Origin of the sequence: Sodalis sp. RH16 (assembly GCF_047324245.1) — a bacterium.
Classification (GTDB): domain Bacteria; phylum Pseudomonadota; class Gammaproteobacteria; order Enterobacterales; family Enterobacteriaceae; genus Acerihabitans; species Acerihabitans ligni.
Map to the genome: position 1 here is coordinate 5407929 of NZ_CP178737.1, position 17880 is coordinate 5425808.

Consider the following 17880-nt stretch of genomic DNA (forward strand, 5'->3'; position numbering starts at 1 on the left):
ATGCTCAAATCAGTTTCAGACGCTTATCTCGCGCAGGCTAAATCATTGTTGCTCGACAGCAATAATGTTACCTCTACACAACTCTATTCCCTGATGAGCGAAATAACTGAACACAGGATAGATTATGCCGATCTCTATATTCAGAAAATACGAAGCGAATCCTGGTCGATGGAAAATGGGGTGGTTAAATTTGGTTCGTTCACTGCCGACCAGGGTTTTGGCCTACGTGCCATAGAAACGGACCATACAGCGTTTGCCCTGTCACAACATATTGATCTGCAATCACTGAAAAACGCCGCTCGTTCGGTAAAATCTGTCGCAGCCCCCGGCAGAAAAATGATAACAGTCTCCCCAGGCACTCAGCCCTTTCCTGGCCGGTTCAGCGCTGATGACCCTGTCACCGGACGCGATAGCCAGCAAAAAATTGCACTTCTGGAGAAGGTGTACAGGCTGGTCTGTGCCATGGATACGCATGTCGTGCAGGTGACGGCAAATATCGAATTATCCTTTTCGGTTAATTATATTTTGCGTCACGATCTGTATGAATCAGCCGACATCCGGCCGATGTTGGTACTCAGAGTCTCAGTGGTGGTTGAAAAAAATGGCCGCAGAGAGCGGGCAAGCACGGGCCTTGGTGGACGCGGTGATTTCAGTTTATTTGATGATAACCAGCTTATTCCGGCGCTGCGGAAAATGGTTGATACTGCGATGATTAATCTGAATGCTATCGACGCACCCTCCGGGATGATGCCCGTGGTTATCGCCTCAGGCTGGCCGGGAATGCTGCTCCATGAGGCGATGGGGCATGGTCTGGAAGGAGATTTTAATCGCCTGGGAACATCCGTTTATTCCGGACGGGTTGGCGAGCGTATCGCCCCTCCGGGCGTCACTATCGTTGATGACGGAACGCTGCATAACCAGCGAGGCTCGATCACTATCGATGACGAAGGCACACCGTCACAATGTACGACATTGATTGAAGACGGTATTTTACAGGGTTATATGCACGATACCCTCAGCGCACGCCTGATGAAAGTACCGCCTACCGGCAACGGTCGCAGACAATCTTATGCACATCTGCCAATGCCCAGAATGACCAATACGTTTATGCGCAATGGCTCTTATGATCCTGAAGAAATTATCGCATCGGTCGATAAGGGTATCTACCTGGAAGATTTGGGCGGAGGACAGGTGGATATTGTCAGCGGGCAGTACAGCTTCCAGACCGCATTGGCTTATCTGATTGAAGACGGGAAGTTAACCTCACCAATTAAAGACGCCACACTGACCGGAAACGGGCCGGATACCTTACAAAAAATCAGCATGGTGGGAAATAATCTTGCGCTGGACAACGGCAATGCTGTGTGCGGAAAAGCAGGCCAAAGCGTTCCGGTGTGTGTCGGGCAGCCGACCCTCAAAGTCGATTCGCTTTTAGTGGGGGGCACAGGTTAATACAATAGTGAGGCTTTCTGCGTTGCTTTAGCCACCTGCCAGGTGGCAGATGGTCAAGGCTTTTGGCGCATACCACCTGCGCCAGCAGCCCCGGTCCAGGTTGGCCTTTTTCTATCAACTGTACCGGTAGGGCGGCGCTGACCACGGTATCGCAGTGTTCACAGCTGAACTGCGGGCGGATATGACGGTGCACGATAAAACGTGCCGGCACATATTCCAGCCGTTCGCTGATTTCATCACGGATAAAGCGCAGGGCATGGCCGCAGTCCGGGCAGGTGTCCGATGCCGGGGCCAGGCGGATATCCTGGCGCGGGAGTTCCGGCGGCAGCGGGCGGCGTTTGGGCACCGCCGGTTTTGGGGTATTCGGTTCGGGTAGCAGTGTGGACAACTGCTGTTCAATATCGGCGGCGTCAGCCTCGATATCTTCATCGAACAGCCCGCGCTGCTCGTCCTGGAAGGCCTCGCTTTTACGGCCGAAGCGCCAGCGGCGGGCATTTTTCAACGCCTCTTCCAACTGCTGGATATAGTGGGCCAATGCCTGGTTTTTTTGTGTTTGCTGCTCAAGCGCCGACGTTTTCTGTTCAAGGTCCGCGAGTAATTTCAACGCCAGGGAGCGCAGGTCATCGGGGTTTTGTGAGGTGAGCAGCGAGTCGATATCCATGCATTGATTTTATCAAAATGCTGTAATATTGTCATTTAAATCAATGTATTAATTCATTTTTACCTTTATTTCCATTGGGTTAAATCCAGGCCGTCAACGCGCAGCCAGTCGATGCCCTTGGTCAACCAGTCGAACTGTTCCGGCGATAACATCCAGGCGGCATCGCCCTGTTTGGGCCAGATAAAATGGCCCTGGTGGAGACGGCGCAGGCACAACCAGACGCCGTGTTTATCCCAGCGCAGAACCTTCATGCGGGAGTGGGCCTTGTTGCAAAAAACAAAGGCGGCCTCATTCTGCCAGGCCTGGTGCAGGTTATCGGTGATGTATTGGGTGAGCGTATCAATGCCGCGACGCATATCCACCGGCTCGCGCGCCAGCCAGATGTGCTGTGGGGTTAGCATAATGACAATGTCTGCATCACGCCCATTAACTGAGTCGGAAAACAACTGACCGAACAGCCGTTGGGTAGATTGAGCGTCACGGTCTGGGCATGAGTATTGTCAACGGTAACGCGTCTGGCGGGAATAAAGGCCGGGGTTAGCGTTGCTCCAGCATTATCCTTGCTGTGCTTCATCCAATAATAAAAGGCGCTGAGCGAAATGTTGTTCTGGCGGCAATAGCCTTTTTGGGTGAGTCCACTGTGTTGCCAGGCGTCGAGATGCTGTTGTCGTTCGATGAAAGATTATAAAATACTACTCTGCATGCCTCGCTTTTGGACTGCCCCTAGGATTAGATACAACCCTCAGTTAGTGATGTCGGTTCTTGACCCGAACCCCGAATTAGCGCCGCCTTTCTTAGATATTACCACTTTTTTTGACCTTTCATTTTGCTCTGATACAATGATTTTTCAGGCTTTTACCCCTGCGACATCGCTATGCAGTGCGCTACATAAGAGTGTTTGGCAGGATACTTTTCAGATTACCGGATGGATCGTATACGCACAGTTGTGAGTCTGTCAGTTGGGAACTTCGATAAATCACCAAATTGGTTCCGCCTGGCCGGGCTTGGGAAGGAAAAAGTATGCCATCCAGACCAGCTGCGACCACGTCGTCGGCCATATACCAACTGGGAGGTTCGACACCGTTGCCAAACCGTTCTGTGCGCCAGTCGACGGCAAAGTCGGCCCACAGGTCGCCCCAGTGCTCAGGGTCGAATCCTGCACTCAAATCGGCTACCCGCAGTTCTTTGGCGAAAAAAGTACAAATTGTGCCAGGCTGCAGCCAGGGATTATCCTGTTTGTATTCGGCCAATGCCGTGACCTCGTCAGCCGACAGGTATAGCGCTTCCTGCCGAGGACGTTTGAAGCGTCCACCCTGCCTCGCTGCACCCATGCCGGAAAGGGGCGTAGAGGCAAAGGCCGGTACAATAATCCGATAGAACGCCGGGAACCGCCCGCCGTCAAGAATAACGTCAATCATCCAGCTGCACCGCCGGCGAGAGACTCCAGGTAGGCGATAACGTCATCGGCCCGACCATCTCTGAGCAGAGCATCAGCGGTTTTGTAGCCGAACGCGCGCAGGGGTTCGTTGCGGATAAGGAAAACGGCTTGCTGCGCATCGCCCGTCATCTCAGTGGACACGGCCAGAACCCGCACCAGATTCACCAGATACTGCTGCAATTGCTGTGCTTGAGGCCGTGAGGAAGGTGTGTTGCGATGCACATGCGCACGCTCAGCCAGTTCCTGAATTCGGAAGCCAAAAAAATCCCCTACCCTGGCGGGTGAGAGGTAGGCGGTGTTGGGCTCGCGAAACTGAACGCTCAACGGGTTCGGAAGTGATGCGCTCATAGCCACTCCTTTCAATGCAATCAACGCGCACTTATTATGCACTAATATTGCAAATATTCCAGCGCCACTGTAGAAACAACTCACAGACGCGCAGTTGACGCTTATCACTTGGATGGTAAATGAGGACAATTGAAACATACTTGGATGCGATATAAATCACAATTTTGTATCGTTTCCATTTTGGGTCAAATACATATATATTCAATTTAAAATATATATATTTCATTCATATAAATCTGACTTCGAGTCCAGTCAGAGGAGCCAATTTCTGTTCTGTGGATGTCTGCTGAAATCCATGGAAGCTTCAAAATCAATAGATTGGATTCTAATACGGTGACACTCAGTTCCGTATTGTTCTATTGACTGCCACATCATTTTGGGGGCTTTATTGGGGGCCTTGACCGGTTCGATTTTCACAAAGTCCTAAATGTCACTCACCCATACCACCCTTCGTTATGCCAAGCTCCGATCAACAGTCTATAAGTTGAGTGATACTCAGGGCCTCTACCTCCTCGTCAAACCCAATGGTTCAAAACTCTGGCATCTTAAATATCGCTACGCGGGCAAAAAAAAAGAAACTGGCATTTGGAGCCTACCCTGCAGTTTCGTTGGTTCAGGCCCGGCAACAGCGTGACAGTGCCAGCAGGCTACTAGTCAAGATACCGATCATTTTAAATTTAACCCTGACGCTAGCACCAACATTCGCTGAATCACGCCACGGCAGGAGGTAGCACCCATCCTTGGTGCTGCGGCGACGCCAAGTGTTTATTTCTCGTTACTGTTCTGCGCCCATGGCGCGGAAGGTGAGTGTGAGGACTCTATTCGCCTGTGCTTCGCCATCATCGGTGGGTGGAATGCGCCATAGGCAAGACAGAAGGACCAATATGTCAGCCGCGTTGTTTCCTGGCAAAATCTCGCCAGAGGCTTCGCAAGCTAACATCAGCTTTTGAACTGCGTCAAGCATCGGCAGGTAGGCGTCCTGGGAATCTTTGTCTGAAAGCGTCACGTGAAGCGACGCCGCGATCGCATGTTTAACCCTCCCTAGTTTAGCGAGCCGGTAGCACCACAGACGAAACGCCATGAGTGGTCTATGTTTGGCCAGCAACGCCGGTGCGAGTTGGACTTGAGCGTCAATCTCGTTTTTATACACACCCAGTACCAGGGCTTCCCGGCTCGGGAAGTGGCGATAAAGCGTGCCCGGTCCAACGCCTGCCATCTTGGCGACGGAGTTCATAGAGACCTCTGGATCGGTAGTCAGCATGTCCCGCGCCACTTCAAGAATGCGGTCACGATTGACACGCGCGTCAGAACGTAGTTTTTCGTTCACCTTTAACTTTCCTCTTGACTAAACGGAGACATCTCCGCTAAAAACGGAGAGCACTCTCATTTTCAACGAAAGGCACACAATCATGCAATACAAAAAACTCGGCAATTCTGGTTTGGACGTATCCCCCATCTGCATCGGCTGTATGGGTTTCGGCCACCCGGCACAGGGGCATCCGGCATGGTCCCTCTGCGAAGACGCAAGCCGCGTCCTGATACGGCATGCTGTCGAAGCAGGCATCAATTTTTTCGACACTGCCAATATGTATTCGACAGGATCAAGCGAGGAATTCCTGGGCAGGGCCCTAAAGGATTTCGCTAACCGTGACGCAATGGTCATCGCCACCAAGCTGTCCGCGCCCACGCGTAATGGTCCCAATGCTCTCGGCTTGTCACGTAAGGCGATCATGACTGAGGTGGATCACAGCCTGCGCCGGTTGGGGACAGATTATATAGATTTGTATCAAATTCATCGTCGCGATCAACTGACGCCTTGGGAAGAAACACTTGAGGCGCTGCATGACTTGGTGAAGATGGGCAAGGTGCGGTACATCGGGGCCTCTTCGATGATGGGCTGGGAGTTCAGTAAGGCGCTGCATTTGCAGGAAAAAAACGGTTGGGCGCGTTTCATCTCCATGCAGGACAATTACAACTTGCTCGCTCGGGAGGAAGAGCGAGAAATGCTGCCGCTTTGCGCTGATCAAGGCGTGCAAACCATGGTCTACAGCCCGCTTGCGCGCGGCCGTCTTGCCCGCCCATGGGGCCAAACCACCGAGCGGTCAAAAACCGAACCGGCGGGCGCCGAGCAAAACTCGATTACAGCGGCAAGCGATCAGAAAATCGTAGAAGTAGTCGGCGCTATCGCGGCGGAACGCGGCGTAAACCAGGCACAGATAGCGCTTGCATGGCTCCGCCGCAATCGCGTAGTCGCCGCACCGATTGTAGGGGCGCTCCAAACCAAGCATATTGATGACGCGATAGCGGCGCTCTCCATCACTTTGACTGAAGATGAGGCGAAGAGGCTGGAAAATCCTTACACCCCTCGCGTGGACCACCAAGGAATCTCTGTACCGGCCCAATTGCGCCGTGCTGCGGAAGCGGCCACAGGGTTTAGCGCTGACGCTTGAATTTACAAAGACGTTGCACTGCGCCATCAGCTTGTGGCGTTATTCAAATACCGGGCTATATGATTAATCCGCTGTCGGTGCCGGATGGTTTAGCGTCACCGCCAGGGGAACGACAAAGCTGGTCTTCAGGTAGTGTTTAACCGCTCAAGTTCGCGTGCCGTACCCGCGGCAACACGGCGTAACCTTCGATGTCCAGTTGCGCGGAAATGCCAACCCAATCCAATCGTTCAATATTCGTGTAGCGTGCGGTCATTTGAAGATTCTCCTCAGCTCTTGGCTTCGCGGCGCAGCAGTTCGCGCTTGCGATCTACGCCCCAGCGATAGCCGGCAAGATCGCCATTGCGCCGTACCACGCGGTGGCAGGGAATAGCCACGGCCAGGTGGTTCGCGCCGCAGGCCTGCGCGACGGCGCGCACCGCTTTGGGCGACCCGATGCGCTCGGCTACCTCCGTGTAGCTCGCCGTTGTGCCCGGGGGAATTTCACTCAGCGCCAGCCAGACACGCTCCTGGAAGGCTGTGCCCTGCACATCCAGCGGAAGATTCAGGCCGATTTCCGGCGCTTCGATGAAACCTACAACCTGGGCCACCAATTGTTCGAACTCACCGTCACAACCAATGAGCTGCGCCTTGGGAAACTGGTCCTGTAGACCGCGCACCAGAGCGTCCGGGTCATCGTCCAACAGAATGGCGCAAATACCGATCTGACTCTGCGCGACCAGAATGGCGCCTAGTGAACATTGTCCCACCGCGAAACGGATGACCGCTCCTACACCGCCCGCCCGGTAGTCCCGGGCGCGCATGCCCAATAGTTGCTCGGATGTTTCATAAAAGCGGCTGTTGGAATTGAAGCCGGCATCATAGATGGCGCTCGTGATAGAGGCTTTTGGGACGCTCAACTCCTCGCGCAGTTTGCGGGCGCGGTAGGCCGAGCCATAGGCCTTGGGCGTCAGGCCCGTTTCAGCTTTGAACAAACGATGAAAATGAAACGGACTCAACTCGACCTCGGCGGCCAGGACGTCGAGTTGGGGCGGCGTCTCCGAGGTTTCGATCAGCCGGCAGGCGCGCGCTACCAGCGCGGCGCGCTCTGACGCGGCACTGGTATGGTCGCCGTGCGCGCGGCGGCTCGATCGATAGCCCGCCGCTTCAGCCGCCTCGACCGAATCGAAGAACTCCACATTCTTGCGCTTCGGTAGCCGTGCCGTGGAACTGGGGTGGCAGTACACGCCAGTGGTGCGCACGGCATAAATGAAGTGTCCGTCGGCGGCTGCATCCCGCGTTCGGACTGCTTCCCAGCGAGCATCGTCCGTGTCGTAAGGAGTCGTCGTTTTCATGGCGGTAATCCTGAATTCGTTAATCACTGCGCCAGTATAGGCGGGACTTCATTCGCAAGAACTCTGATTCTTGCGAATGAATTTCATCGGCTGGGTAGTCGCCACAAATACCAGGCAGCCACTGTGCGCCAAGGGCGCCAGTCCTCGTCCAGATTGGATAGAAACTCGATGGCCCGCCGGTACGCACGTTGCGATAGGTCTGCGGCAATGGTTCCCGTCAAGGTCAAATTCCCGGCGGCATGATGGTATGCGGCTCTTCAGACTCAGGCGCCATTGGCTGCCCCAACGTCGATAGCGGCCCGCGGGTCGTCAAAGCCCAGCTCCCTGGCCAGCACACCCAGGCAGAAAGCGACCGGCATAAACAAGACTCTTTTCTGGCCGCCGCCTATCAACGTCATCAAGGGAAAAATTCATCCGGCGATTTAATGCCTATTGTTACTGGTGCCTGCTTAACGCGCTCGATAGCGATAATATCGGCCGCCAGAGAGATAGACCGGAAGCCATGCTGGTTAAAATAACCGCCAGAACGCTGATTATCGGCATCACTTCCTATCTGCTGTTTCCGATCAGGGAACAGCAATGTCTGTCCAGACATATCAAAAATGCTCAAGTTTCTCTATCCCAAATACTCTATTATCGACAAACCGCCGTTATAGTCGGTGCTGTAGATTATCCCCTGCGCATCCACAAACACATCGCAGGACTGGATAACCCTGGGGCGGTTCGGCCGGGTATCCATCATCTTCGCCGGCGCCGCGGGCACCAGTGCGCCGGTTTCCACCGGGCGGTACGGATTGGAGATATCGTAGGCGCGCACGCCCGCGTTCTGGTACGTGGCGAAAATCAGCGTTGAACTGATAAAGCTGCCCGGCCGGTTTTCATGCAGGTTATGCGGTCCGAAATGGGCGCCTTTGGCGACATAATCCGTTTCATCCGGCTGCGGGAAAGTGGCGATGCTCACCGGATTGGCGGGTTCACGGATATCGAACAGCCAGATAAGCTTCTCGCCGTCCTCCTGGTTATCCAGCACCGCTTCGTCCAGCACCACCAGCAGGTCGCGATCCGGCAGGGGTAGCGCCGTATGCGTACCGCCGCCAAACGGCGGGCTCCAGTTGCGATGGCTGATAAGCCTGGGCCGTGTACGGTCTTTGACATCCAGGATGGTCAGGCCGCCATCGCGCCAACTGCCATAGGCGGTATCGCCGCTGATAATGGCGTGGTGAAGTGCGTAGCGTTTTCCTCCCGGCCAGACCGGCGTTTCCCCCGCCGCCTGGTTCATCCCCGGCAGCCACCAGCGCCCCGCCACCTCCGGTTTACGCGGATCGGCCAAATCAATGGTCAGGAAGATATAATCGGTAAAACCGTCTATCAACGCGGACACGTAAGCCCAGCGGCCACCGACATACCAGATGCGGTGGATGCCGATGCCATTGAGCGGCAGAAAGCCGATTTCCCGCGGCTGGTCCGGGGTGGAAATATCAAAAATACGCAGGCCGGCGCTCCAGCCCCGATCCCACACATCGCTTACCGTCTCGCTGACCGCCCGGGTGTAGTAGACCTTTTCATCTGCAAACCGGACATCGGCGAACAGATCTCGGGCGTTAATCACCAGCAACAGGTCGTCATACGCCTGTAAATGTACATTCCAGGTGCCCGGCGGCGCGGGTACATACCCCGCCGCCTTGGGATTCTTCGGATCACGCACATCGACAATGGAGAACCCCTGCGACACCATATGGCCGATGTAGGCAAAACCGCGATGCACCATCAATTGTACGCCGTCGGGGCGCCCGCCCTGATCGCTGTGGCCTAGAAGCCGCATATTGCGGCTGTAGTCCGGGCGCGGTAATTCGTTAACCATAGCCGCTCCTTAGTGGTTTTTCTCTTCAAGCGTGGCAAACCAAGGGGCGATAAAGTCCTCGGTCTGTCCCCAGCCGGGGATTATTTTCCCCAGGCCGGCCACACTCACCGGTCCCGGCTGGCCGGCGACCAATGCCTGCGGAATAACCGCCGCCTTGAAATCATAGGTGGCGGGGGTTTTCTCACCGGCCAGCTTATTGGCAATCAACCGCACGTTGGTTGCGCCGATAAGTTTCGGGTCCACCGCCACGCTCACTTTCCACGGGCTGTTGGCTTCACGGATCAATTGCAGATCCTGGTTGGACACATCGATGCTATAAAGCTTGATTTCAGTACGGCCATTTTCTTTCAACGCTTTGTAGGCGCCCTGGCTGAAGGCATCCCAGGTTCCCCAGATAGCGTCAATCTTTCCTTTCGGGTATTTCGCCAGTACCGCGCCCAGTTTATTGGCGGTGTCGCCCTGGACATCGCTTGATACCGCGCCGATGGATTCCAGCTCTTTGATGCCCGGATTCTGTTTCAGCAAAGCCTCATACGCTGCCTGGCGGCGCTCCATTGGCGGGAAGCCGGCGACCCATAGCTTGATGATATTCGCCTTGCCATTGAAGTCTTTGATCAATTGGCCAAACGAGAGCTGCGTCAGCGAAACGTCATCCTGCTGCGTTACCGTCACGCCCGGGATATCTCCATTAACCGCCGTGTCGAACACCGACACGGCAATCCCGGCATCCGCCGCGCGTTTGACCAACGGCGTGGAATACGGGTCGCGTCCCTGGGAAAGAATGATACCGTCATATTTCTGGCTGATGGCCTGATTCACAAAATCCTGGAATTTGGCATCGTCGCCGTTACTGAGAAAGGTACTGACTTTGAAGCCCAGCTTTTTACCTTCCTGTACAGCCCCTGACACAAATTGGGTGGTGTTATCGTCAGAGCCGAGGTTGCGGATAATCGCGATACGTATCGGACCGTTATGATTGGCGATGGCTGACGGTACCGGCGCCGGCACGGCGGCATGGCCAGGCATGGCGGCCAGCAGCCCGAGCATCAGCAATGAACCTGCGAAATGTTTCATTATTCTTCCCCTGTTGAAGTTAACGTCGCTGGAAATAGGTCAATGCAAGAGCGCCGGCCAGCACCAGTCCCTTGATAATGTCCATGGCATAATACGGGACGGACAGCATCACCAGGCCGTTTTGCAACACGCCGAGGATAACCGCCCCCACCAATGTGCCCAAGGCGTTGGGTTTGCCGGACCCCGCCAGTGAAAACCCGATCCAGGCCGCGGCGACGGCGTCCATTAAATAGCTTCCGCCGGCGTTGACCTGTGAAGAACCGATACGCGATGCCAGCAGAATGCCGCCCAGGCCGGCCAGCAGCGATGAGAGCACATAGGCAATGACTTTGTAGCGCGTGGTGCGGATTCCGGATAAGCGGGCCGCTTCCGGGTTGCCGCCGATGGCATACATACGGCGGCCGTGGGTGGTCAACGACAGCCCGAGCTGCGCCGCCACGGCCACCGCCAGCATGACGATGACGATGGTCGGCACCTGCCCCAGCAGGCCAAAGCCGGGCGGAATGGTCCCTTGCGCCATGTCGCCGCTCGGCAGCACCATATTTTCGGTAATGGAGCCGCCATAGCTGTAGGTCATCGCCACGCCCTGGATCACAAACAGGCTGGCGAGGGTGGCGAGCATATCCGGAATGCGCAGCACCACAATCAGTAAGACGTTGAATAATCCCACCAGCGTACACAGCGCCAGCGTCAGCACAATGGCTTCGGTGGCGCCGAAACCGTGCCAGACAAACATCGAGATAACCAGCGCATTCGCCAGCGAAGCGGTGGAGCCCACCGACAGATCAAACCCGCCCACCGTCAATGAAATCGACACGCCGATGGCGATAACCGTCACGATGGCGATAGACCGCAGGATATTGATGATATTGAAAGGATCGAGGAAATTATCCGACGCGACGCCAAAGATGGCGATAAGCGCCACTACGGTCAGCAACATGCCCCATTTATAGAGAAAATCGAACATCAGTTGACGGAGCGATACCGTCTTCTTCGCAGTAAGAGCCTTGCTCACGACGCCGCGCCTCCGGTCGAGTAGTACAATAATGTGTCTTCACGGGCGTCGGCGCCGGCGATTTCCGCCACCACGCGGCCGTCCCACAATACGCAGATGCGATCGCATAAACCCACCAGTTCGCCGAACTCTCCGGAGGCATAAATCACGCCTTTTCCCTCCCTGGCCAGGCCGTCGATCAAATTGAATACATCAGTTTTCGCTTTTACATCCACGCCCTTGGTGGGTTCATCAAAGATCAACACCCGCGCATCGGCGCGCAGCCATTTGCCTATGGCCACTTTTTGCTGGTTGCCGCCTGACAAACGGCGCAGGGTTTGCGCCGGTCCGGTGGTTTTCACTCCCAGACGGGTTATCACCTGTTGCGCCCAGTGCCAGGCTTGGCGATGGCCAAAGATACTCCAGCGCGAGAAGCTGTTATCGGCGCTGACCGACAGGTTCATACTGATGGATTCATCAATGAAAATACCCTCTTTACGCCGCTCCTCCGGCACCAGCGCGAGGCCCCGACTGACCGAATCAGCCGGGTCGTGCGGTCGCCACGTCCGCCCCTGCAGCTCGCCGCGGTCCAGACGGCTTTTACTGGCGCCGAACAGCGCCTTGCACAGCTCGGTCTTCCCGGCGCCGGCCAGCCCGGCAATGCCCAGGATTTCACCTTTATGCAGATGCAGGGAGATATCTCTCAATAATCCTTCGTCATGCAAACCCTCAATCCGCAGCAGCGTTTCGTTGCTGTGCGGCGGCCGGCGCGGGGGGTAGATATCGCGTATTTCATGTCCCAGCATCTTTTCGACGATGGCCTCGCCGCTGAGACTGGCCATCGGGCCGGATTCAATCAGCTGCCCATCGCGCAATACCGTCAGGGTATCGCAAACGGCTTTCAGTTCATGGATACGGTGGGAGATGAAGACCACGCCAATTCCCTGCGCCTTCAGGCGTCTCACCACGGTGAACAATCGTTCGCTTTCCTGCTGATCGAGCGGCGCGGTGGGCTCATCGAGTATCAGAAAACGGCAGTGATGGGACAGGGCGCGCGCCAGCATGATGTGCTGCTTTTGCGCCAGCGAGCAGCCCGCCGCCTTGCGCCCGACATCCATCTGCATATCCAGCTGGGCCAGCGCCGCCCTCGCCCGCTGCCGCACATCCCGCCAGTGGAAACGATGGCCGCCCTCGGCCAGCCGGTCGAGCATGATGTTTTCCGCGACGCTGAGCCCCGGCACCAGGGCCACATCCACTTCCTGCTGCACCAGGTGGATACCCAGCCGTTTCGCCTCGCGGGGATGGCGAATCGTCACGCTCTCATTATTTATGGCGATATTGCCCTCATAATGGATGTGGGTGCCGCACAACACCGCCATCAATGTCGATTTGCCCGCGCCGTTGGCGCCGGTCAGCGCATGTACGGAACCGCCCGACAGCGTGAAATCCACCTGCTTTAATGCCTGGAACCCCGAAAAGGCCAGACTGACTCCGCGCATCTCAAGTCGGTTGGCTACCATCCGCGGCGAATCCTTGTGATTAATGGTTTGATTTAACGAATTTTTCATAGTGTCCCTTGACTGGCAACGACGTAAAATGCATAAGATAAAGCAAAATGTTATTAGCCATCCAGGCGTCCAGACATAACATAGGGTTAGCCGTACACCAACAGGACAAGATTCATGAGCACTACCACCGATATCCGCGTCGTCACCGGGCCGGCCAACTACTATTCGCACAGCGGCAGCTTGACGCGGCTGGGCGATTTTTTCTCCGCCGGGCAATTGGCCCGCGCCGTCTGGATTTTCGGCGAACGCGCCATCGAGGCCGCGCGCCCTTATCTGCCGGCGGCCTTTACTGCGCCGGGGGCAAAGCAGCTGTTGTTCAAAGGCCATTGCAGCGAGAGCGATGTGGCCCGGCTGGCGCAGGACGCCGGCGATGACCGCGCGGTAGTGATCGGCGTGGGCGGAGGGACGGTGCTGGATACCGCCAAAGCGGTGGCCCGCCGCTTGGGACTGCCGGTGGTGAATATACCGACCATTGCGGCCACTTGTGCCGCCTGGACGCCGCTTTCCGTCTGGTATAACGACGCAGGCCAGGCGCTGCATTTTGAAATTTTCGATGACGCCAATTTTCTGGTACTGGTGGAGCCGGAAATCATCCTGAAGGCGCCGGCGGAGTATTTGCTGGCCGGGATCGGGGATACGCTGGCGAAATGGTATGAAGCGGTGGTGCTGGCGCCCGAGCCGCAGAATCTGCCGTTAACGGTGCGGCTTGGCATCAATGGCGCGCTGGCGATTCGCGATGTACTGCTCGAAGGCAGTGAAACGGCGCTCACACATCAGCGGCAAGGCGAACTCAGCCAGGTTTTCCGGGACGTGGTGGACGCCATTATCGCCGGCGGCGGCATGGTCGGCGGGTTGGGCGAGCGCTATACCCGCGTAGCGGCGGCGCATGCGGTGCACAATGGTTTGACGGTATTACCGCAAACGGAAAAATTCTTGCACGGCACCAAGGTCGCCTACGGCATTCTGGTGCAAAGCGCCCTGCTCGGCCAGGACGATGTATTGGCGCAGCTGATTGCCGCCTACCGCCGTTTTCACCTGCCCACCACGCTGGCGGCGCTGGAGGTGGATATCCATAACCGCGCGGATCTGGATAAAGTCATCGCCCATACCTTGCGTCCGGCGGAATCTATTCACTACCTGCCGGTGAAGCTGACGCCGGAGACCCTGCGGGCCGCTTTCGAAAAAGTGGAAAGCATCGGCCATCCCCGCTCAATACCCGCTCATTCATAGCCGATACCTTTCTCGCCAGTCTGTTCCGGCAACAGGCCGGCGACCACATCATCATGCATTGCCAAGGGATTAACTCATAATAATATTTCTGATAGCACATTCATTTTCAATATGTATTATTAATATTATTCCAGAGCGCATTCAGGGAGGGTGCTGTTGGGCACTATCCCTGAGTGTTAGAATGAGCAAACACAATGCCATTTATGGCTAATAGATATGACGCGCCAAGAATTGATAGTTACGCTCGAGGTTATTGGTCGTATGGAAATATAAATCTTCTGCATGATGAGCGCTCATCAATAAATTATATTCAACATTATCGCTACCAATGGCCTTTGCAATGCGAACAGCGAACTCTTGGCTTTGCAAGCGTGGAATGGTGTCATCCAAATAGCCATGCTGGATAAGGAACGGGGGAGCATCTGCAGTAATATAGTTTTCTGGGTTAGTTGTATCCATTACGCTCTTATCAACTTTGGTTATCTGTTTCCTCATTAACAAAGACTCAAATGAGTCTTCCGTTGAATGCTTCTGTCCATCTATGCCGATTTCTTTCCATTGTTGATCCATCGTCAAAAAATTGATCGGAGGATACCAGGCAATAACCGCCTGTACGCGCGTTGAAACATCGGCATTACCCAGTTTAGGATCTTCCAGGGATTTTACATCGGCAGAAACACCCGCCAGCGCCACCAGGTTGCCCCCGGCTGAACCGCCCATCAGGATGATATTATCCGGGTCGAAGTTATATTTATTCGCATTGGCGCGAACGAATTTTATTGCGGCTTTCACATCGTTGATCTGCGCTGGCCAGGGTGCTTCAGGGCTGAGACGATAGTTGATGTTCGCTACGGCATAACCTTTCTGTAAACCATAGAGCGCGGGAACCAACTGGTTGTCCATTTTATCACAACCAAAAAACGCGCCGCCGTGGACGTTGATAATGACCGGGTATTTTAACTTCCACTGTTCCGGAAGAAAGATATCCATCTTTTCCGCAGGCGAAACATTTGCATAACTGACATCGAGATACTTGTTTTTAATCCGAGAAATATCCGGGGCCTGACCGCAAGCGTTTGGTCCTTGCGGTGGGCCAATGATTTTTTTGCCATGCCAATCTGATGGCATCGGCACATCTGCCGCATGACTCAATGGGATGCCAGCGAAAAATGCGGCAAGCAAGAGATATCCAATCCTGTTTTTCATTCTTATTACGCTCCTTAAGGCGGTCTGCATATAAATTAGATGCTCAAGCGCCGAGCATGATCCCGCCGTCCACGGCAATATGCTGACCGGTGACGAAGCCATTTTTCATTAAAAACAGATATGCTGAGGCAAGTTCATCGATACTGGCCAACCGGCGCAAGGGGATGTTTTGTTCAAAATGTTGGCGCGTGGCATCAAGCTGCCGTTGCGGCACGTCGCGCCAGAAAGGGGTGAGCGTCCAGGTCGGCGAGACCGCGTTGACGCGGACTTTAGGCGCCAGCTCGGCCGCAAGTCCCTCCACCAGGGCATTGATACCCATATTGCCCACGTAGCTCGCACAGGCGTCCTGCGCCCTTCCGCCCGTTCCTGAGGTGAACACCATGCTGCCACCCTCATTGATCTTGCCGGCAGCCAATTGACCGATGCGTACGTTGGTAAAGAACTTTGACTCGATGACATGACGGATGACCGCGATGTCGGAACGGGCAAAGCCGCCCCCCATTACATCGCCAACCATCGAGACGAGATGGTCGAATGCGGGAAGCTTTTCAAACAGGTCTGCAAGCAGGTCGTGGTCATGGGCATCCGCCAGATATGTTTGCACGTTGGTCCCGCGCCGCGTGAGAAAGTCAAGTGCGGCATCCAGCCGTTCCTGATGCCGCCCGACGATGATCAGCCGTGCGCCTTCATCCGCGGCCATATGCGCCACGCGCAGCCCGATGCCGGAACTGCCGCCAATAACGACCAGCGTCTTATCTTTCATGGTATACATATACATTCCTGATAGGTTCTTGTTTAAACACCGATATAAACCGCTTTACCAAGCTGTTTAGCCGTTTTTATAGTATTCATATTTTATCCAGTAGGCCCCATCCAGGCACCGGCCATGCCTGGGATAAAAATGAAAGAAATTTGCTGGTCATGCGCCGCCGTCCAAAACGCCGCCTTGTCGGCAGCGAATTAAATGTGCGCTTATTTATGGTGCCAGTAAGCCACCGCGCGAACAAAAGCCTCATCACAGCCACGGCGCTGGGTAAAATAATCGCTCAGCATCTTTACCGTCTCTCCTTCGCCGGTCAGCCAGATAAAATAGTCCTCAGCTGGCAAAGAAACCTTATCGAGGGCGCCTATAAGCATACCGAGATTATCGGTATGCATCATTCCGCTTCCCAGCCAGTGGACGTCGACGCCATTGAGATCGTTCAGATAATCACGGCCAGTGGATTCATTCGCATAGGCAAACAAATGGAGTCGCTCAGCTTTGATGGCGGGCTTGCGGCGCTTGAACGCCGGCAGGCCGGTTTCATCACAGATATAGAGCTGGAAAAGATAATCATCCGGTACGATAACCGATCCCCGGGGACCACCAATCACCAAATCTTGTCCGGGCCGCGCATGCTCGGCCCAATCGCTGGCGACACCACCCTGGTGGATATAAAAATCCAGCGTCAGGGTGTTTTCAGCGTCAAATGCCAGCGGCGTATAATCGCGCGCCAAAGGACGCACCCCGTCTTTCCAGACAACGCCTTCTGAGGTCACCTGGGGCAGATTCAGGGCACCGGTCTTCGGATCGGGAAAGAACAGTTTGACGTGATCGTCAAAACCAGGGGAGTTAAAACCTTTTAAATCCGAACCGACGAACTCAATGCGCCAGAAGTCCTTCGCCACGCGAGTTTTGTTGGCAATCTTAATGCGTCGGAAACACAATTCGTGGCGTACGCGCTGCGGTTCACGGCTATGATTATCGTCAGTCTTTTTTTTACCCAAAAGAAAACTCCTTGCGTCACGGTGGAATAAAATGTCCTGGTTGGCGCACACGGCCATTAGCGCTTCAAAGCGCGGCGACAATACATTTAGCCAAGCTCAGGTCGCCTTCACTCGTGGATCCGCTGACGCCCACGGCGCCGATAATCTCACTGTCGGCACACAGCGGCAGGCCGCCCTTTAACGGCACCAGATGCGGCACGGAAAGCATCGCCACCTCCCCTCGATTGATCATGCTTTCAAACAGCTCGGTACTGTCCTGAATGGCGGCGGCGGTGCGGGCCTTACCTTCCGCTACGCTGGCTGAAATCGGCGGCGCGGCGTCCATTTTGCCGAAGGCCACCAGCTGTCCGGCGCGATCAACCACCGCAATACTAACGGAGATGTTTTGCTTTATGGCGGTCTCGATGCCAACGTTAAGTAATGCCTGCGCCGCCATGAAAGTAATATTATTAGCGGCATAATAATTTAAATTAGACATGGCTATTCCTTGAAAAAGCGGG

General features: G+C 55.1%; 20 protein-coding genes and 1 pseudogene. 4 read left to right on the forward strand and 17 right to left on the reverse strand.

The window, feature by feature from the left end; genetic code table 11:
- Nucleotides 1–1452: a metalloprotease TldD gene (tldD, locus tag ACL2XJ_RS24845; protein ID WP_413724868.1), complete on the forward strand. Its 1452-nt coding sequence runs from the start codon at nucleotides 1–3 to the stop codon at nucleotides 1450–1452.
- Here tldD and ACL2XJ_RS24850 read toward each other — a convergent pair.
- The 5 genes from ACL2XJ_RS24850 to ACL2XJ_RS24870 all read right to left on the reverse strand — a co-directional run bounded on the left by ACL2XJ_RS24850 (nucleotide 1415) and on the right by ACL2XJ_RS24870 (nucleotide 3899).
- On the reverse strand, nucleotides 1415–2113 hold the full coding sequence (locus tag ACL2XJ_RS24850; RefSeq protein WP_413724869.1) for an IS66 family transposase zinc-finger binding domain-containing protein: 699 nt from the start codon (nucleotides 2111–2113) through the stop codon (nucleotides 1415–1417). The genes tldD and ACL2XJ_RS24850 overlap by 38 nt on opposite strands.
- Nucleotides 2114–2178: 65 nt before the next feature.
- The gene (tnpB, locus tag ACL2XJ_RS24855) at nucleotides 2179–2514 is read right to left on the reverse strand and encodes an IS66 family insertion sequence element accessory protein TnpB (RefSeq protein ID WP_413724870.1); all 336 of its coding nucleotides are present in this window, start codon (nucleotides 2512–2514) and stop codon (nucleotides 2179–2181) included.
- The gene (tnpA, locus tag ACL2XJ_RS24860) at nucleotides 2508–2789 is read right to left on the reverse strand and encodes an IS66 family insertion sequence element accessory protein TnpA (protein WP_413726963.1); all 282 of its coding nucleotides are present in this window, start codon (nucleotides 2787–2789) and stop codon (nucleotides 2508–2510) included. The genes tnpB and tnpA overlap by 7 nt, the downstream gene beginning before the upstream one ends.
- Before the next feature lie 208 nt (nucleotides 2790–2997).
- On the reverse strand, nucleotides 2998–3531 hold the full coding sequence (locus ACL2XJ_RS24865; RefSeq protein ID WP_413724871.1) for an RES family NAD+ phosphorylase: 534 nt from the start codon (nucleotides 3529–3531) through the stop codon (nucleotides 2998–3000).
- Nucleotides 3528–3899, reverse strand: a complete 372-nt coding sequence (locus ACL2XJ_RS24870) for a hypothetical protein (protein WP_413724872.1) — start codon at nucleotides 3897–3899, stop codon at nucleotides 3528–3530. Before ACL2XJ_RS24870 ends, ACL2XJ_RS24865 begins: the two co-directional genes overlap by 4 nt.
- A 427-nt stretch (nucleotides 3900–4326) precedes the next feature.
- Between ACL2XJ_RS24870 and ACL2XJ_RS24875 the strand changes: the two are divergent.
- Nucleotides 4327–4552: pseudogene (locus tag ACL2XJ_RS24875) on the forward strand (Arm DNA-binding domain-containing protein); the annotation flags it as partial.
- A 122-nt stretch (nucleotides 4553–4674) separates the two neighbouring features.
- Here the strand turns inward: ACL2XJ_RS24875 and ACL2XJ_RS24880 are convergent.
- A complete protein-coding gene (locus ACL2XJ_RS24880; RefSeq protein ID WP_413724873.1) occupies nucleotides 4675–5226 on the reverse strand; it encodes a TetR/AcrR family transcriptional regulator in 552 nt (183 codons plus the stop codon).
- An 82-nt stretch (nucleotides 5227–5308) separates the two neighbouring features.
- On the opposite strand from ACL2XJ_RS24880, the gene ACL2XJ_RS24885 reads away from it, so the two are divergent.
- Nucleotides 5309–6349 carry an aldo/keto reductase gene (locus ACL2XJ_RS24885; RefSeq protein ID WP_132921054.1) on the forward strand — a complete coding sequence of 347 codons (1041 nt, stop codon included), beginning with the start codon at nucleotides 5309–5311 and terminating at the stop codon, nucleotides 6347–6349.
- A 266-nt stretch (nucleotides 6350–6615) separates the two neighbouring features.
- On the opposite strand, the gene ada is transcribed toward ACL2XJ_RS24885, so the two are convergent.
- The 7 genes from ada to ACL2XJ_RS24920 form a co-directional block, all read right to left on the reverse strand.
- Nucleotides 6616–7680 (reverse strand): bifunctional DNA-binding transcriptional regulator/O6-methylguanine-DNA methyltransferase Ada, encoded by a 1065-nt coding sequence (ada, locus tag ACL2XJ_RS24890; RefSeq protein WP_413724874.1) that lies wholly within the window; start codon nucleotides 7678–7680, stop codon nucleotides 6616–6618.
- A gap of 263 nt (nucleotides 7681–7943) precedes the next feature.
- A complete protein-coding gene (locus tag ACL2XJ_RS24895) occupies nucleotides 7944–8081 on the reverse strand; it encodes a hypothetical protein (RefSeq protein ID WP_413724875.1) in 138 nt (45 codons plus the stop codon).
- Nucleotides 8078–8290, reverse strand: a complete 213-nt coding sequence (locus ACL2XJ_RS24900; RefSeq protein ID WP_413724876.1) for a hypothetical protein — start codon at nucleotides 8288–8290, stop codon at nucleotides 8078–8080. The genes ACL2XJ_RS24895 and ACL2XJ_RS24900 overlap by 4 nt, the downstream gene beginning before the upstream one ends.
- Nucleotides 8291–8296: 6 nt before the next feature.
- Entirely contained in the window at nucleotides 8297–9541 is a 1245-nt protein-coding gene (locus tag ACL2XJ_RS24905; protein WP_413724877.1) for an LVIVD repeat-containing protein, read from the reverse strand.
- Between the two features lie 9 nt (nucleotides 9542–9550).
- Nucleotides 9551–10615 (reverse strand): sugar ABC transporter substrate-binding protein, encoded by a 1065-nt coding sequence (locus ACL2XJ_RS24910; RefSeq protein ID WP_413724878.1) that lies wholly within the window; start codon nucleotides 10613–10615, stop codon nucleotides 9551–9553.
- Between the two features lie 19 nt (nucleotides 10616–10634).
- Nucleotides 10635–11630 carry an ABC transporter permease gene (locus ACL2XJ_RS24915; RefSeq protein WP_413724879.1) on the reverse strand — a complete coding sequence of 332 codons (996 nt, stop codon included), beginning with the start codon at nucleotides 11628–11630 and terminating at the stop codon, nucleotides 10635–10637.
- Nucleotides 11627–13129 carry a sugar ABC transporter ATP-binding protein gene (locus tag ACL2XJ_RS24920; RefSeq protein ID WP_413724880.1) on the reverse strand — a complete coding sequence of 501 codons (1503 nt, stop codon included), beginning with the start codon at nucleotides 13127–13129 and terminating at the stop codon, nucleotides 11627–11629. Before ACL2XJ_RS24920 ends, ACL2XJ_RS24915 begins: the two co-directional genes overlap by 4 nt.
- Before the next feature lie 162 nt (nucleotides 13130–13291).
- Between ACL2XJ_RS24920 and ACL2XJ_RS24925 the strand changes: the two genes are divergently transcribed.
- Nucleotides 13292–14407: an oxidoreductase gene (locus ACL2XJ_RS24925; protein WP_413724881.1), complete on the forward strand. Its 1116-nt coding sequence runs from the start codon at nucleotides 13292–13294 to the stop codon at nucleotides 14405–14407.
- Nucleotides 14408–14614: 207 nt separating this feature from the next.
- Here ACL2XJ_RS24925 and ACL2XJ_RS24930 read toward each other — a convergent pair whose 3' ends face one another.
- From ACL2XJ_RS24930 to ACL2XJ_RS24945, 4 genes are all read right to left on the reverse strand, one after another.
- Nucleotides 14615–15535, reverse strand: coding sequence for an alpha/beta hydrolase fold domain-containing protein (locus tag ACL2XJ_RS24930; protein WP_413726964.1), 921 nt, complete (start codon nucleotides 15533–15535; stop codon nucleotides 14615–14617).
- Between the two features lie 121 nt (nucleotides 15536–15656).
- A complete protein-coding gene (locus ACL2XJ_RS24935) occupies nucleotides 15657–16385 on the reverse strand; it encodes an SDR family oxidoreductase (RefSeq protein WP_413724882.1) in 729 nt (242 codons plus the stop codon).
- Between the two features lie 200 nt (nucleotides 16386–16585).
- Entirely contained in the window at nucleotides 16586–17380 is a 795-nt protein-coding gene (locus ACL2XJ_RS24940; RefSeq protein ID WP_413724883.1) for a siderophore-interacting protein, read from the reverse strand.
- 64 nt (nucleotides 17381–17444) lie between these two features.
- Nucleotides 17445–17858, reverse strand: a complete 414-nt coding sequence (locus ACL2XJ_RS24945; protein WP_132921044.1) for a GlcG/HbpS family heme-binding protein — start codon at nucleotides 17856–17858, stop codon at nucleotides 17445–17447.
- Nucleotides 17859–17880 lie beyond the last annotated feature (22 nt).

Bases quoted from the DNA above. Each gene is read 5' to 3' on its own strand.
- ACL2XJ_RS24930 (WP_413726964.1), bottom strand. From the start codon at position 15,535: ATGCCATCAGATTGGCATGGCAAAAAAATCATTGGCCCACCGCAAGGA.
- ada (WP_413724874.1), bottom strand. From the start codon at position 7,680: ATGAAAACGACGACTCCTTACGACACGGACGATGCTCGCTGGGAAGCA.
- tnpB (WP_413724870.1), bottom strand. From the start codon at position 2,514: ATGCTAACCCCACAGCACATCTGGCTGGCGCGCGAGCCGGTGGATATG.
- ACL2XJ_RS24945 (WP_132921044.1), bottom strand. From the start codon at position 17,858: ATGTCTAATTTAAATTATTATGCCGCTAATAATATTACTTTCATGGCG.
- ACL2XJ_RS24920 (WP_413724880.1), bottom strand. From the start codon at position 13,129: ATGGTAGCCAACCGACTTGAGATGCGCGGAGTCAGTCTGGCCTTTTCG.
- ACL2XJ_RS24865 (WP_413724871.1), bottom strand. From the start codon at position 3,531: ATGATTGACGTTATTCTTGACGGCGGGCGGTTCCCGGCGTTCTATCGG.
- ACL2XJ_RS24905 (WP_413724877.1), bottom strand. From the start codon at position 9,541: ATGGTTAACGAATTACCGCGCCCGGACTACAGCCGCAATATGCGGCTT.
- tldD (WP_413724868.1), top strand. From the start codon at position 1: ATGCTCAAATCAGTTTCAGACGCTTATCTCGCGCAGGCTAAATCATTG.
- ACL2XJ_RS24935 (WP_413724882.1), bottom strand. From the start codon at position 16,385: ATGTATACCATGAAAGATAAGACGCTGGTCGTTATTGGCGGCAGTTCC.
- ACL2XJ_RS24850 (WP_413724869.1), bottom strand. From the start codon at position 2,113: ATGGATATCGACTCGCTGCTCACCTCACAAAACCCCGATGACCTGCGC.
- ACL2XJ_RS24885 (WP_132921054.1), top strand. From the start codon at position 5,309: ATGCAATACAAAAAACTCGGCAATTCTGGTTTGGACGTATCCCCCATC.
- ACL2XJ_RS24910 (WP_413724878.1), bottom strand. From the start codon at position 10,615: ATGAAACATTTCGCAGGTTCATTGCTGATGCTCGGGCTGCTGGCCGCC.
- ACL2XJ_RS24925 (WP_413724881.1), top strand. From the start codon at position 13,292: ATGAGCACTACCACCGATATCCGCGTCGTCACCGGGCCGGCCAACTAC.
- ACL2XJ_RS24870 (WP_413724872.1), bottom strand. From the start codon at position 3,899: ATGAGCGCATCACTTCCGAACCCGTTGAGCGTTCAGTTTCGCGAGCCC.